The 14,877-nt window shown below is 64.8% G+C and carries 8 protein-coding genes and 7 pseudogenes; 5 read left to right on the top strand and 10 right to left on the bottom strand.

Annotated features, from left to right (window positions below):
- Nucleotides 1-104: 104 nt before the first annotated feature.
- The 4 genes and pseudogenes from AB0D66_RS33085 to AB0D66_RS33070 form a co-directional block, all read right to left on the bottom strand.
- Nucleotides 105-372: pseudogene (locus AB0D66_RS33085) on the bottom strand (IS630 family transposase); the annotation flags it as partial.
- 10 nt (nt 373-382) lie between these two features.
- Nucleotides 383-610: pseudogene (locus AB0D66_RS33080) on the bottom strand (winged helix-turn-helix domain-containing protein); the annotation flags it as partial.
- A 247-nt stretch (nt 611-857) separates the two neighbouring features.
- Entirely contained in the window at nt 858-1,610 is a 753-nt protein-coding gene (locus tag AB0D66_RS33075; RefSeq protein WP_362310880.1) for a hypothetical protein, read from the bottom strand.
- 68 nt (nt 1,611-1,678) lie between these two features.
- Nucleotides 1,679-2,347 (bottom strand): hypothetical protein, encoded by a 669-nt coding sequence (locus AB0D66_RS33070; RefSeq protein WP_362310879.1) that lies wholly within the window; start codon nt 2,345-2,347, stop codon nt 1,679-1,681.
- Nucleotides 2,348-2,684: 337 nt separating this feature from the next.
- Here AB0D66_RS33070 and AB0D66_RS33065 point away from each other — a divergent pair, with 337 nt between their 5' ends.
- Nucleotides 2,685-2,948, top strand: a complete 264-nt coding sequence (locus AB0D66_RS33065) for a transposase (protein WP_362310882.1) — start codon at nt 2,685-2,687, stop codon at nt 2,946-2,948.
- A gap of 485 nt (nt 2,949-3,433) precedes the next feature.
- Here AB0D66_RS33065 and AB0D66_RS33060 read toward each other — a convergent pair.
- Nucleotides 3,434-4,226, bottom strand: a pseudogene (locus tag AB0D66_RS33060) (IS5 family transposase); the annotation flags it as partial.
- Between the two features lie 697 nt (nt 4,227-4,923).
- Here AB0D66_RS33060 and AB0D66_RS33055 point away from each other — a divergent pair.
- The 3 genes and pseudogenes from AB0D66_RS33055 (at nt 4,924) to AB0D66_RS33045 (ending at nt 6,673) form a co-directional block, all read left to right on the top strand.
- Nucleotides 4,924-5,727 carry an RING finger domain-containing protein gene (locus tag AB0D66_RS33055; protein ID WP_362310878.1) on the top strand — a complete coding sequence of 268 codons (804 nt, stop codon included), beginning with the start codon at nt 4,924-4,926 and terminating at the stop codon, nt 5,725-5,727.
- A 116-nt stretch (nt 5,728-5,843) separates the two neighbouring features.
- Nucleotides 5,844-5,945: pseudogene (locus AB0D66_RS33050) on the top strand (IS5/IS1182 family transposase); the annotation flags it as partial.
- Nucleotides 5,946-6,241: 296 nt separating this feature from the next.
- Nucleotides 6,242-6,673 (top strand): transposase, encoded by a 432-nt coding sequence (locus AB0D66_RS33045; protein WP_362310881.1) that lies wholly within the window; start codon nt 6,242-6,244, stop codon nt 6,671-6,673.
- A 1,276-nt stretch (nt 6,674-7,949) separates the two neighbouring features.
- On the opposite strand, the pseudogene AB0D66_RS33040 reads toward AB0D66_RS33045, so the two are convergent.
- The 5 genes and pseudogenes from AB0D66_RS33040 to AB0D66_RS33020 form a co-directional block, all read right to left on the bottom strand.
- Nucleotides 7,950-8,303, bottom strand: a pseudogene (locus tag AB0D66_RS33040) (IS4 family transposase); the annotation flags it as partial.
- A gap of 67 nt (nt 8,304-8,370) precedes the next feature.
- Nucleotides 8,371-8,526 (bottom strand): annotated as a pseudogene (locus AB0D66_RS33035) (transposase); the annotation flags it as partial.
- A 465-nt stretch (nt 8,527-8,991) separates the two neighbouring features.
- On the bottom strand, nt 8,992-9,972 hold the full coding sequence (locus AB0D66_RS33030; protein WP_362310877.1) for a helix-turn-helix transcriptional regulator: 981 nt from the start codon (nt 9,970-9,972) through the stop codon (nt 8,992-8,994).
- 379 nt (nt 9,973-10,351) lie between these two features.
- Nucleotides 10,352-11,782 (bottom strand): FAD-binding oxidoreductase, encoded by a 1,431-nt coding sequence (locus AB0D66_RS33025; protein ID WP_362310876.1) that lies wholly within the window; start codon nt 11,780-11,782, stop codon nt 10,352-10,354.
- Between the two features lie 757 nt (nt 11,783-12,539).
- Nucleotides 12,540-14,195, bottom strand: coding sequence for a hypothetical protein (locus AB0D66_RS33020; RefSeq protein ID WP_362310875.1), 1,656 nt, complete (start codon nt 14,193-14,195; stop codon nt 12,540-12,542).
- A gap of 365 nt (nt 14,196-14,560) precedes the next feature.
- Here AB0D66_RS33020 and AB0D66_RS33015 point away from each other — a divergent pair.
- Nucleotides 14,561-14,877: pseudogene (locus AB0D66_RS33015) on the top strand (ISAzo13 family transposase); the annotation flags it as partial.

The following is a 14,877-nucleotide window of genomic DNA, read 5'->3' as shown; positions in this document are numbered from 1 at the left end:
GAACTCCACGACGCCCTCGTCTCCCCCGCCTGCAGCCTCATCTATTGGCGACACCCCAACAAGGCAGCGATCATGATCGTGTTACGAGCTCAAAGGATCAGCCTCACCTTCAGGTTGTCCCAGACGAGGACGATGGGTCCGTCGAGCTGCTGGTGGGCGACGATGAGGAGGTCGCGGTACTCGGTTCAGGCGAAGCTCTTGCGGCCGCCGCTCTTGTGGTCGGTATGCCGTTTGGGTCCGTAGATCAGGCCGGAGCGTCCGCCGGGTTTGTAGCAGCACAGGGCGGCGATGGAGAAGCGACGAAGGGCCTCTTACCCGGATGACCGGGGTGGATCCGCGCCTGCCCCACGTGCGGGAGGTGTGCGGCGTCATCGAGAAACCCCCTCGTCCCCGAAGACGATCCGGACCCCGAGCGCCGCCGCGGTGGTTCCGGGCGCGGCCACACCTCCTTCACCCAGCCAGCCACCGCCGCGTCGTCCCGCTCGACGGGCCGGAACCTGATGACTCCAACCGTGCCTCCGCAGCACTGGGAGATCCCCGACAACGTCATGCTCTTGTGGAACCGCCGGCCGATCAGCGTCTTGATCCTGGCCAGCGTCCACCGCTGATCACGGAATGCTTGCCTCTCCGCGGTCAGACCCCCCACCCTTGCGGATACCTCATACATCCGGCATACCGCGACGATCACCAACCCTCAGCCCCTACGACAAGACGACTTGAAGGGTCAGTAACGGAGAAACCTGTGTGCAGACGCAGGGGAAATCCCGCTCCGGTCGCATGGAGGCTCGTCCGGAGCGGGACTGTTCTCGAGCCGGTCGTTCAACGTGGCTGATGCCGCCAGACGCCCGGGCGACGGCTCACCCGAAGGGGCCCACGTGGAACACCTTGACCGCGCCGGTGCCGTCGAAGGAGCCCGCGATCGTCTGGTTCTGACGTCCATAACCGTGGTGAGGGGCCGCGACCTTGAGGTCGATCGAGAACGTCGTCTCACCGTCCGCCCGGCCCTTGCCGAAGGAGACGGCGTCGAAGTCTGCCGCTGTGACGACGTCGGCCACGAACTTCTCCAGCCCGCCCGCAAGCCTGATCAGCTCCGGGTAGGGGTGATCGTGCGCGTGTGCGCTGAACCGGCCGCCCGTCGGGAAGACCCCGCGGTCCCGGGCAGCGACGAAGGGAGCGAGGTGCTTCCGCTTCTCCGCGTCCTTCTTCTCATTGTCCTTGGCGAGCTCGGCCAGGTCGCCCGCGAACTTCGCCGCGCGCTTCGCCGCGCGGGTCGTGGGGTCGTCGGCCCGTTTGCGTTTCACCTCCTCCGCCACCTGCTGGAGCGAGGCCTGCTGAGCCGCCTGCACCAGCTGCGGCTTCAGCTTCGCCAGGAGCGCCTGCCGGAGTGCCGCCTCCCGGTCGATACCGAGGCCGCTGGCGGGGACGGGCGAGGGCGCGACCGCTCCAGACGCGGAAGCAGGCTCAGGGGTGGTGGTGGTCGCGGGGGTCGTACTGGCTGCGGCGCCAGTGGTGGCAGCGGCCGAGACAGGCGCGGAGACCTCGGGCTTAACCGCCAGGTCGGCGGCGGCACCGCCGGTCCCACCCGCCTGAGGAGCGGTACTCCGCTTCAACAGCTGTTCTCGAAGGGCTCGTTCCCTAGCGGCTTGCGGACTCTCGACGGGAGTGGACATGGTGTCTCCTAGGTGTTGATCGTGGAATGGACGACGCGCGCGAACTGACCGTCCGACAGCTCTTCGAACCCCGGGGTTTCAAGCGCGAGGTCGATGACCTCCCGGAGGGCCTCGACCGGGGACAGTACGTCGCCCGCCTGGGCGGTCCGTTCCTCCGCGGCCTGCACGGTCCCCTCGCCCGCGACCTCCCCGCTCCCGGCTAGGAGCACGGCCAGACCCTGCACCTTCTGGTCGGCGGGGTACTTCTTCCAGGCCGAGCCCCACTGCTTCTCCAGGTATCGGGCGGCGCCCTGTGCCCAGGAGGCCCCGAAGTGGTGTTGAAGGGCCGTCCGCTGCTCCACTGTCACCCAGTCCAGGGCAGCCTCTGGGTCCTGCCGCGACGCGTGCGCGGTGGCGAACATCTGGGGGAGGTCCGCCTGGGCCCGGAGGAGGCAGAGCACGATCTCCAGGTCGCCCTTCTCCCCAACGATCTGGAAGAAGTTCTCGAGAGCCGTCGTGTCGACGATTCCGTTCGACTTCTCGGTGACGGAGTGCGCCCAGGCACCCAGCTGCGGGGCGCCCTCGGCGCTCACCTCCTCGTAGGCTGCCAGCATGATGTCGGTCCACGTCCGCACGTGTTCGACCGAAGACACAGGGAAGTTCTGGACCGCGATCCAGGAGAGTTCTTCGACATTCATGGCTTCAGACTGGGCGAGCCTGTGATCCGATCCCAGGCCCTCCGCCCCTGCCTTCCGGGAACACCCCCGCTCCCCTCCGGTCCTGCCGAGCTGCGCCTTGAGGCAACCTGAGGCGCCATCAACTAGTGCTGCGGCGGGAAGGTTTGCCGGGTCGCGGCGTCCGGTGCGGTGCTTCGCAAGGCGGAGGATCGCGGCTCGTACTGGACGTACTTCCGCGGTCCGAGAACGCGGCGAGGTGCCGTGCCGGGCGTCGCGACCCGGTGGACCTTTCCGGTCACAGCACTACTGTAGGGTCCGTATTCAAAAGAGCGTTTGCGTGCTGGATCATGGCCTTGTGATGCGTCACCGAGAACTAACCGACGTCGACCGGGAGTTGTCGGCTCTGCTGATACCGTGCGCCGCCAGGGGGCGGCCTCGGGTGGAGGACCGGCAGGTCATCAATGGGATGGTCTACAAGATCCGGACCGGGGTCTCCTGGCGTGACCTGCCGGAACGGTATGGCCCTTGGAAGACTCTGCACGCGCTTCCGCCGCTGTGCCATCGATGGGGTGTTTGCCCGCGTCCTGCAGCAGATCCAGGCTCAGGCCGATGCCGCCGGTGACCTCGACTGGCTGGTCCACACGGACCGTATATATCCTGCCGGTTGATCCGTGCGCAGCGCGGCCAACACCGCGTCCTGGGGCCGGGCTGATGCTGAGTAACCGCCATCTCTACGAGCGCCTTCGTCGTGACATCGACGAACCACGTCGCCCACGGACACACCGCAGAGCCTTTGAGATCCACGCGCACGGGGATCCGCTTGTACGTACACGTCATACCGGCGTCTGGCAGCCTCCCTTCAATTTCGCCCGCTCGCCCACCGGTATGTCCGGGCAACCGCGCGCTGCCGCCGACGGCACCGCCTCCGGTCCCCGACGGACCGGGCCTCAGCAAGCAACTCCCGCTTTACCACGCCGCGTTCCCGCCCCATACCACCCAAAGCCCTCGCACGTGAGGGGTGACCGTGAAATGCGGCCGCAGTAAAGGCCCCGTCCGGCCCTCGCTACGAGCTCGTAACACGATCATGATCGCTGCCTTGTTGGGGTGTCGCCAGTAGATGAGGCTGCAGGCGGGGGAGACGAGGGCGTCGTGGAGTTCGGTGCGGCGTTCTCAGCGGACGGCGAGTCGTTTGAGCTGGTGGAGCAGGGCGAAGGTCTGCTCGACGACGTAGGGGGGCTTGCCCCTGCCCTTGGTGTTCGGGGCTTCTTTGTGGGAGATGACGGGCAGGATCCGGCGTTTGCGCAGTTCATCGCGGTTGGGGTTGGGGTTGGAGTCATGGCCGTTGTCCCCGAGCAGGGCCTCGGGAGGTCGGCGGGGCCGGCCGGGGCGGCCTGCCACCGGTGGGATGCCGTCGATTGGGGCGGGGGTCTGGGTGACGTCGTTGACGTTCGCTGCGGTGGTGATGACTTTGAGCGGGGTGCCGTGTCCGTCGCAGATCAGGGGGTGTTTGCTGCCTGTCTTCCTCCGGTCGACCGGCGACGGACCGGTGTCGGCGACCCCCTTTTTTTCGCGCGGATGTGGGAGCCATCCACGCACGCCGTCGACCAGTCGAGGCGGCCGGCCGCGTTCAGCTCGGCGAGCAGGATGCGGTGCAACTGGTCGAAGACTCGGCCTGCTGCCACCGCTCCAAGCGCCGCCAACAGATTTACCCAGAGCCGAAGCCCCGCTCAGCAGGCAGGAGTTGCCAGGCGATATCGTTGCAGAGCACGTACAAGATGCCCTGCAGGCACAGCCGGTCTGCCACCGGCCGCGGCCCCGGTGACCTCGCCGGCCAAGGCGACAGCAGCGACTCGATCAGTGCCCACAAGCCGTCGTCCACGATCCACGGCCGAGTACTCACACCACCACGAACGGCCGAATCATCACCCCGGTCACGCCCCACCAGGACATCTCAACAAGATCCTGTAACGAGCTCTAACGGAGTCCTATTAGTGCGGCAGAATGGGGAACCAACAGGGCTCCTGGACCGACAGGTTGAGACTTCGGACATCTCACCCAACGGAACGGGAGCGCTGTCCGTTGCGGGCACCAAGGTCATCACCCGATCAGTGGCCACGCTGAAAGTCTCAATCAGTGCGCGCAGATAGTGAGCGTTTTCAGCTGCTACCCGAACGTGCGAGGGTCCGGCTCCGGCGGACATGCCCAGGACCTCGGGTTTCGAGAGCCGCGCTCACTCCGAGCGGCCACCCTTGTCACCGCTTGGTGGTTGGGTTGAAAGAGCTCATGGACCGCCGACCAGACGTGTCGAGCCGCCTGCCAGGAGCCACCCGAAGCCTCTAGGACCCCAAGCACCTCCAGCGACCATTCGCTCATGACAGGCCGCAGCTCCCTCCAACTTGAAGGCGGAGGCCGATCATCTCAGCAGCCGAGCCGAGGCTCACTGACGGTACCCCTCCAGCATCAGATGCCGCAGTAGGTCTGCAGGGGCAGACAAGTGGGCCGGACCGTTGCCCGAGTAATTTCTCACCCATCCGACCTGAAAATTGAAACCTAAAGTAACATTAATTGATCGGATTGCAGCCAACCGAATGAATAGGATGAGCGTGATCGCTTCCGAGCTGTACCAACATTTCAACATCGCACTGAAATCATTGATGGCTGAAAGCGGGCAGGGGGATTCTGGATTCGGAAAGAGGCTCCTGGGCTTTCTTGGCGAGTATCAGTTGAACGAAATTGTGCATCTACTCCAGGAGAGCCAGAGGGGGCCAGTTGTAATTCAGTCTCTGGACAATTTGGACTTCTCTGGATCCGAAGAAGCATTTAAGGCTCTAATTCTCGACCAGAATATCACTTGTGCAATCTGCACAGCCCCCATGGATGGATCTGACTCCCTAGCTCTCCCGTGTCGGCACGAGTACGACTCCGTGTGCATTCGGCAGTGGGCGGAGTCGAAAGTAAAGGGGATGGATCAAGGAAACGGCAGGCATGTAAAATCTCCGCCGAATTGCCCGCTTTGCCGAATGGAATTTCAGGCCGGAGCCTACTGGGCGGATCTGGCACATACCGACGCCATCACCACTCAATCACTAGCGGAACGAACTTACATAGCAGACGACGACGTGCCGTGGGAGTCCGCCTTTGAGGGCGGTAGTAGCGACGCTAGGTGGCCAGCTCTGGTGCATGCCGCCACTGCCGCGCGTGACGCGCCGGAAGGCCAGGTAGAACATTGCTTCAAGAATGCACTTCGCGCCTGCGGATGGAGTGAGCAATCTGTACATGTGCAAACAATCGAGATTGAAGACATTTGGCCATACGTAGAGGCCGACCGCCACAACTCCCGCAGGATGTGTGAAATTCTTAAGGCCGTCATTAGCGCCATCCAGTATTTCGAATCTCATTAAAGACTGACCGGGAAAAGTCTCCATTCGTTGAGCTTCTTTTCATCCTATCTCTGAGGGGTGAAAGGGGAGGTCGGCGGGGATGTTGGTGACATGGCGAAGCCTCCGTCGCTGGTGTAGTGATCTCACTCATCACATCGGCGCCGGAGGCTTGGTTGGTCCCGTATTCCTCCACCCTGGACGTCCCGTACGAGCTCGTTGAGCATGTCTCCTGGCTCCTTCATACCCGTCGGCAGGAGTCGAACCCGCCATGGTGGTCAGCGTTTCGTCTTCAGTAAATTCTGAGCGCTGTGACGTGCAGGTATGTTGTGACGCGATTCCTGATCTGAAGGGCCGGCGCTGATCTGATGCTGAAGAGCCTGGGGTGGAGCGCGCGCCGAGTCCGTAGGCATTAGGCACGTAGGCAGGTATGTACGGAGCGGGTTGGGCAGCCTTCCTGCTGGTCCTGTGTTACTGAGGTTTTCAGGGTGGGGTTGGTGGGTTGATTGTCAGGTGGGTGGCGGTGAGGCAGCCGTCAATGAGGCGGGCTCGGAGCTGGATTCTGCGTGACTCGCGGCGGAGTGTGCGGTCGAGGTCGGGCCTGCCGCGAATACGCCGACCGGCTCAAGTACACCGGCAACGCCGAGGGCAAGGGCCGCATGTCTTCCTGATGTTGCAGCCTCTTCAAGAGATCCAGACGAGGTCCAGAGCGGACCCGACGACAAACGAGTGGCGCCAGCGATATGCGATTCGCGCCGACTGCCAGGCCACTGTCTCCGAAACCGTTCACGCCCACGGCCTGCGGAACTGCCGCTACCGCGGCATGGCCAGAACCCACGTCCACACTACTGAACGGCAGCTGGAACGAACATCATCCGGCTCAGCGAGCACCTCTCACCGGGCATCGCTCCTCCCCGTAGCCCCCGGCCCAGAAGTTACTTCCACCCTCTGCCTCAGCCTGCCCACCTAAAGATCACCAAAAGCCTCCGGAATGTGTGCCAGAACCCTCTAACGGAGGCGTTTTTCGGTGGCGACGGATGGCACTGAGTCCGATGCGGGGCTGTGGTGTTGGACGACGAAGCTCCTGGTAGGCGGGCTTTTCGGGATGCCAGCCGGTTCGTGAAGATTGCCCGGCGCCTCCAAGAGCTCCGGCTCGACATCGCGAAGATGCAGGACGCGCTGGAGCAGCGGCTGGGGCAGACCCTCGAGCGACTATGAGCTCGCGCAGAGCCTCGACATCACCATTGAGGCCCTGCGGAAGGGCCGCAGGGCCGCCAACGGCTACGCGCGGGCTCGCTGGGCTCCCCGCGGGGCAAGAGACGGACACCTGCCCGAGGGACGTGGCGCTGGGGCGGACGAGGAGGGGTACGACCGCATCGCGCGCCTGGAGACGTTGACATCGCTGCTCTCGAACAAGATCACGTGTGGCCGTCAGGAGCTTCACGTGTTTGTCCACCCCTCCACAAGCACTGTGTGCAGGGGATGCCCCAGTCGATCGTTCTGCCCACCCGTACACCGCGGCCCTGCCCGGGCAGCTCGTGGTTCGGCGACGGGAGATCGGTACACGCTGGAGACGGCTGCCCGCGGCCGTCACGTCCTTCTCGCCACGGCCCACCCGCGCTGCGGCGACACCTACGCCCAGCTCACCCCCGGATTCGGAATCATCGACATCGCGACCGTCTACCGCTACATACGCGAGGCCATCGAAAACCTGCCACTCTCGTGCCGACCCTGGCCAAGGCGATGGAGGCAGCCCGGACGAAAGCGCTCGTGATCCTGGACGCCACCCTGCCCCCGATCGACCCAGTCGCCGCCGGCACCCCCACTGCTCGGGAAGACACAAAGGCCACGGAATGACCGTCCACGTCCTCACCAACCCGTTTCGGCCGACTGGCCTGGGCATCACGGTCCTACCCGGAGCCACCCACGACCTGACCGCGAGCCGAAGTCACGGCATCGCCGACACACTCGCCGCCGCCGAACAGAAATGCTGGGCGAACACCTACCAAGGCGCTGGCCGTCACTTTTCGGTATGTCGGCGCACACGCCTGATACCCAATACCGGTGATTTAGGTGCTTTTCCGGTGGGTCGGTCTGATCTTGGTCGGGGGACCAGCGTCACGCGGGGAGTACTCGGCCGGTGTGGTGTCTGGTGTTCGGTGCGTTTGAGTGCCCTCGACATCTTGCGTTTGACGACGCGGGGGATGGGGCGTAACCGGCGGGGAGCCAGGAGCCGTTCGTGGATTTCACGCAAGACCGCTCTCAGTGCTCGGGCCAGTCGGGAGGGGGGAAAACGCCGCCTGGTCGGTGACGTGGCGGCGGACGACCCGGAGGGTGCGGGTGAAGGAAATCCGGTCTGGATCCTGGTCCGATTGCCGTGCTGCCTGGCGCATCAGCTCCCGCAGGGCGTGGTGGATCAGCAGGAAGGCGAAGATCTCCTGCTCGACTCCGCGGGGATGCTGAGAGCGCAGGACGAGGCGGGGCCCGTCCTGGTGAGTCTTGATCTCGTCCAGCGTGCTCTCGATCTCCCACCGCTCGGCATACAACGCGGCCAGGGAGACAGCCGATGCGGCCCGCGGGTCCAGGATGGTGGTGATCAGTCGGAACACCGCGCCGCCGGCGACGCAGTCGCCGAGGTGAGGCGGTACGTCGGTTGTAGCAGCAGGGGGCTGCGGCGAGGCCGAGGAAGGCGAGGTAGTTGCGGGGGTGGCGTTCGTAGCGGTGGTTGAGTCTGCGGTAGCCGGTGAGCCAGGACATGGTCCGCTCGATCACCCACCGGCGTTGGCCGAGTCGTTCCGATGACTCGATGCCCTTGCGTGCGATACAGACCCCGATCCGTTCCCGCGTAACCATTTACTCGAGTAACGATCTCGTGGTGCAGGTACGCGAACAGCAGGAAGAGCCTCCAGGCCGCGAGCGCGGCGACGACCGCACCGCACAAGAGTCGCCCGAGCGGCGGCGGACAGGATTGAGCGCCGGGGAGCGTCCCAGCTCCCGCGGCGCGCGGCCCGTCCGGTGGAGTCCTGTAGCCGCGCGGCCGAGCGAGTCGAACCAGCGAAAAGGGCGAATGCTGTCCAGTACGTAGGCCCCCTGGACCGGCGGCGTTCGGTCTGTTCCTTCTCGAACCTCTCGGGGCCGGCGGCGTGCGTGCCTGGGGCAGGCCACCCGTTCGGCACAGCGGTCACGCTGCCCGAGGAGCGACTGAAGCGACTGACTGTTTCTCCTATGTGGGACAGAAAGCACGCCCCTTTCTTTTTCTCTACAGATGGCCGGCTCGGGGCACTTCGGTCACTCGGCCGGGCGGAGGCGCTGTCGGGTGCGAGCCAGCATGTGCAGGCTCGCACCGGGGTCGATCGCTTTCGCTCTCAGTTCGAGGAACGCCTTCTCGTACGCGTCGACGTCGTTCGGGGCGTCCAGGTAGGTCCCTCCCCCGAGATGCTCCTGGTAGACCACGCTCACTGACCGAGAGGGTTCAGACTCGTCCTCCCAGCTCACGACGGCAAAAGGCCCACTGGAAACCACCGAGCGGACGACCGTGTCGAAGGGAAGGATCTGGAGTTCGACGTTGGGTCGCTGGGCTATGCCGATGAGGTGTTCGCACTGCTCAGCCATCACATCGTGGGTGCCCGCTCTACGGCGCAGCACGCTTTCGTCGAGCACGACGCGGAGCTGGAAGGAGCGGCGCTGCAAAACCACGAGGCGCCTGGACCGGGAAGCGTCGGAGACGACCCTCGCATAGGGGGGCGACGTTTCGGCTTCCGACCGCAGCGCACGGGCGTACCTTTCCGTTCGCAGGAGGTCCGGCACGACGTTGGGGGCGTACACCTGTTCCTCACAGGCTTCGGCTTCGAACGACATCAGCGGCACGCTGTGTTCCGGCAGGTCGAAGTCCTTCCACCAGCCGTCGTTCTGTGATTTCACCAGCTCTGCCATGTACCGTTTGTCGGTCTCCGTGGCTCCGCAGGACCAAGCAATGGCCCGGACCGTGTCGGTCGTGAGGTTCCCCGTCTCGCGCCACATCTCGTAGCGGTTGACGGTCCCGACGGACACTCCGGCGGCTTTGGCCACCTGTCCCTGGGTGAGGCCGGCGCACAGGCGGAGCCTGCGGAGCGTACGGGCGATCACGAACCGGCCGGCCGCGCCGGCGCAGTTGCGGTCGACGGCTCTTCGCAGTGAGAGGTGCGCCGCCAGCGCGGACGGCGGGCGGAACGGCACGTCACAGGGAACGGAGCGGTCATGGGACGTAAGTGACTTGGTGTTCTGGATCATCTCGTCTCGCTGTGTGTCGGTGAATGGTGGTGCCGAGGCAGCCGAGGCACCGCCACGGACAGGATCGACAGGGCCCTGCTGCGGGCACCGAGCCAGAGACGGCTGCGCGCAGTACTCCGTGTCATGGCCGCCAGACAGTGGCCGAGCGACGCGGCCTCGCCGACGGTGAGCAAGTCCTCGACGTGCCGAGGCGGATCCATGGGCGCTGGCTGTCCGGGCGGTTGGTGCCAGGGCCATTCGGGATCCACCTCGACGTACACCTCGAGGGCGGCCAGCAGGCCGGGACCGTCGCGGTCGGCGGCGGGGACCACACCGCGGCGCACCCCCTGGTCCAGCCGGACCAGGGCCCGGTCGAACACACCGCTCAGGTCGGGTGGTCTCACAGCTGGTCCTGGGGAAGAATGTTCGGGTTGTACCGGAACATGTTGCCCGGGTCGTACACGCCCTTCAGCGCCTGCAGCTTCGCGTAGGCGGTGGGTGAGTACGCTGCGGGCAGGCGCTCCTGGCTCTGCGGGCCGGTCAGGAAGTTCGGCAGCACTCTCTCGGCAGCCCATGGGGTGAGGGCCGTGATCAGCTCGTCCTGCCGGCGTCCGGTCTCCGCGCTGTCCCCGTCCGGTGCCATGTGCGCCAGGGTAAAGAGGCTGAACGCGGCGTCCGGATAGTGACCGATCGCACCCGGGACCGCGGCTTTGCGCGCCAACGCGCCTCCCATGTGGCGCAGTTCCAGCATGTATGGTGCCTGCGCTTCGGGACCGGCAAGTCGCTCGACGACGTCCAAGGCCGGCTGTTCCAGCGAACGCAGGGTCATCGTGCGGCTGCGTGTCGCGGCTGGGAGCGTGGGGTCGGCGTGGATGCTGCCCGACTGCCAGTACGACAGCGGCGCCGTGGTGTCATGGAGAACCTGTGCGGCGGAGTACAGCGGACGGAGCAGGGCGCGACCCTGCTCCTCGGATCCGATGAAGGCAACTCGCAGGTGGACGACGAACCGGTCGCGGAGAAGGTCGGGTACGCCGGGCGCCGCTGGGAACCGGATCAGGCAGACGGAAGAGCCCATGGTGTCCGGAACGGTCGCCGTCCACTGGGTATAGGCGTCCAGCACTGTACGGCTGTGGACCCCGTCGAAGAACAGCCCGCCCCCGAAGAACTCATCGAGGGGAAAGAGGCTGATGGATGCCGAGGCGACGATCCCGAGATTCCCGCGGCTTCCGCGAAGCCCCCAGAACAGTCCGGGGTAGTCTCTGGGGGAGACCTCCAGTACGTGCCCGTCAGCCGTGATGACACTGAAGCTCCGGACGTGGTCGCACGCACTTCCATATGCCCGGGAGAGCAGTCCGAGCCCCCCGCCTAGGAGATAGGAGATGGCTCCGACGCCGGGAGCGGCTCCGCTCAGCGGGGCCAGTCCCCACTCGGCGGCCGCCTCCATAACATCCGCCCAGCACGCTCCGGCCTCCACGCGCGCGATCCGGCTCTTGGGGTAGACGCGTACCCGCCGCATGCCGGAGGTGTTGACGAGCAGGCCGTTCTCGTCCGCGGGCACGCAGGCGCCGTGTCCGGTGGCCTGCACCGCGACGCCGAGCCCGTGCTCGGCCGCGAACCGGACGGAGGCCACGAGATCTCCGGTGTTCTCCGCAGCCACGATCAGGGCGGGCCGGTGGACAACGCTCTGTTCGAACCCGCTCTTACATTCGTCGTAGCCGCGTTCGCCCGGCAGCACCACCCTGCCGGACAACAGGGCTCCGAGTTCCGCTATCGCAGCGGGCGATGGTGCAGACGGTATTTGGTCGATGCGTGAGTCATTGGGTTGGAACACCCTGACCTCCGAAGGCGAAAGGAAGCGTTCCGGAGTAATTCGGACCGTTTTCTCCGGCTTCGGTCTCGATTCTTTCAACACGTCGCCGCACAATGGCGGCAGGCAGGCAGCCGGAAGTGCAGTCCCCGGCTTCCCCTTCAGGCGGCCGGGGCACTGTAGAGGGTGGGCAAGGGGCGGCGGACTGCCGTACGGGCGTCGGGGAGGGAAAACTTCCGGAGCCTTCCGCAGGCATGGGGAAACCCCGGCCGCTGTTTACGCGCGAAGCGATGGAATCGGGGGGAATCCCCAGCGGCCGGGGTGAGGGGCTGGCTCGGCATGCGGGGGGTGTGCGCGCCGTTCACCAGCTGTTCCTCAGCATATGTGGGACCGGACTGACTGAGCGTCGACACACGGGCACTTCCGAGGGCAGCCAGAACGCCCTGTCGGACGGCCGGTGGGTCCCCGCCCAGCGAACGGCCCGGCGGAACCTCCGGAGGGGGCCCTACACAGGATGGATGCGCCGCGTATCCCCAATGCCGAGAGCCCCGACTGCGGTCCCCCTCCAACGCCGTTGCAGTTGTGCTTTACACCATGAAGTGCAGGCACGCGTTGGAAGGATCTCACAGTCGGGGCCGCTTGACCGGAGGAGCCCGAATGCTGCGGTCACCTCCTTGCTCAACATACGAGTGGGGCGTGCCGGGTGAAGGGTGCGATCGGGCACCCAGCGAGGCATGGGCGCCGGCATTTAGTGCACCGGACGGCTCAGACGCAACCCTTCTCAGGCACTGCGGGCCGCCTGAAACGCCTCCCATGTCTGCTCGGAGAATCCGCCGAGTGCGTGGTCCAGCACCGCATGGCGGAGGTTCGCGTTCGTGACACGACTGTTGACGAGGACCTTGTATTCCTCGTCGGACATGAGGTTGCCGATGCCAGGCGTCGCGGCAGCCGCGGGGTGGTGCTGAACGAACTGCTTGCGCGATTTCGCCCCATACGGAATACTCTCCCCTTTCGTGGGGGCTTCGAAGTACCGATCGAGGGGGACCCGGCTGTGGTCCACGAACCTCTTGAAGATGATGTTGTAGTCGTCGTCGGACCGGGCCGTCCGCAGGGCGCACAGCGCATCGAAGCATTCTCGCTCACTGCCGCTGAGATGTTTCTGCCCGAACACCACGAACTGGTCCCATATTTCAGTGTTGCGGCCGATATTCCAAAGATCGGCGACTGACGAGTACTCGACGTCGGACCCGGTAACGACAGCAAAATCAGTCAAATCACCCAACAGGAACCGCGCCTGGAGAACAGCAGTAGGGTCCCCCCCTCCGGCGCTCTGGAGGGTCAGCTTGCTGCCCTGACGAGTGACCAGGAACCACCCCTGTACGGAAATCCCGGTTGCCGAAATGTCATCCTCGCCGACGAACAGGAACTGGTGGCCACCGGAGAGGAACGAGGTGACTTGTACACGACCTCCGTCAGAAAGATAGGAAAGCCTGCGACGGTTGGAGTCTGCCAGACCTTCTAGGAAGGCGGACCGCTCTTCGGCCTGTACCTTCTCCTCCGGACTCGGGCTATCTCCCCATGCGTTCTCCTCGGTCCACTGGCTGGGACCGTTGTCCATGAACTGTAGCGAATCAATCGCCGCCCAGTTGGGGGTTCCAGTGGCCGTACCGACGGAGGCGCCAGCGGCAGGCCCAACGAATGCGGCGTGCGACACCTCCGCTTCACGAGAGATGACGACGACCCCCGGCTGGAAACGGTTCACCAGTGCGGTGATCTCTTCGTCACTTCCTGCGGCATTCCCCTCCGGCGTCACATGGATCTCACCCACCTGGCGATGGAGAACCGTGCGAATGGTGTACCGGACATCAAGATGGGGGAAGTCCGTCACTCCCGCGCACAGGGTGTTGAAACTGACCAGCGGGTGGAGAGAACTCCCGTCACTGAAAACGGTCGTCAGCCCATTGGCACCGTCCTGGAGGAGACTCACGGTATGCGCATTCATCGCATCCAGGTCGGACAGCAATTCCTGCAGCGAATCACGCTCTCCTTCCCGATCCACTTGATTGAGCGCGACTGCCAAGTAGTCCGTGACCAGCAGCCGGCACCCATCACGGAGCTCCAGGGCCTTCTGTTCTTCGATCCCATTGGAGATCCGGAAGTCGCCCGCCATTGCCATCAATTGCTGCACGAAGAGACGACCGACATCGGTGGCGAGTACGTGCGTGGCGAAACAGGTCACCAACTTGACCTTGCCCCACCGAAGATCTTGTTCATTAGTCCAGACCTCCTGAAAGTCGAGCCCCTGGATCAGCGCATGCGAAAATTCCTCTTCGGAATAGGTTCTCTCGTCCTGAACGACCGCCTCGCAGGCGGAAAGCAGCCCTGTAGACAGCTTGGGCTCCAGGCGATCCCAAAACAAGGTCCAGTTATACGTCATCGCTTCTCCTCAAGGCGTGTTGCACTACTTAAAAGTAATTTTTTGGCAAACTCGCTTCAGTCTAGGCGGCGACATATATCCGCCGAGGGTCCCGCGGGCGGCCACACAGGCCAACGAGTGCCCGATGAGGTAATTGCCGCACAGGGGCGTTACCTGTCCGGCCAGTGAATGGGCTAGCAATGCGGCCGAGCTCGATCCCCGACCGGGATGGACGCTGATCGGGTGACAGGTGGATGGCGGTCGAACGGGCAGAGCCCCGGTCTCTTGAGTATGACTGCCAGGCTCAACTCCTCAACCGGGAGCCCCTGTTAGGACTTGCAGATTTTTAACTCGTGGCTTTCCGTTCGGTGGTTCGTTGGTCTGACATGAGCGGGTTGGATGGGCAACGGGCCTTGCTGGCAGCTAAGTTCGAGGCGATTCGGCCGCACCTCGACGAGCGGCAGCGTCGCCTGCTGATAGGGGCGGAGGCCCAGTCTTTCGGCCACGGAGGGATCAGAGCAGTCGCCCGTTCCGCCGGTGTCCGTGAGGCCACAGTGTCTATCGGAGTGCGGGAACTCGACTCCGGAGAGGCACCGTTGGGACGGATCCGTCGGCCCGGCGCTGGCCGCAAACGCATCGTCGACCGAAACCCAGCCGTTCGGGAGGCACTCCTCACGCTGGTCGAGCCCGATGTCCACGGGGA

Origin of the sequence: Streptomyces sp. NPDC048270, assembly GCF_040652335.1 — a bacterium.
Taxonomy (GTDB): domain Bacteria; phylum Actinomycetota; class Actinomycetes; order Streptomycetales; family Streptomycetaceae; genus Streptomyces.
This window is presented reverse-complemented; position numbering and strand designations above follow the sequence as displayed.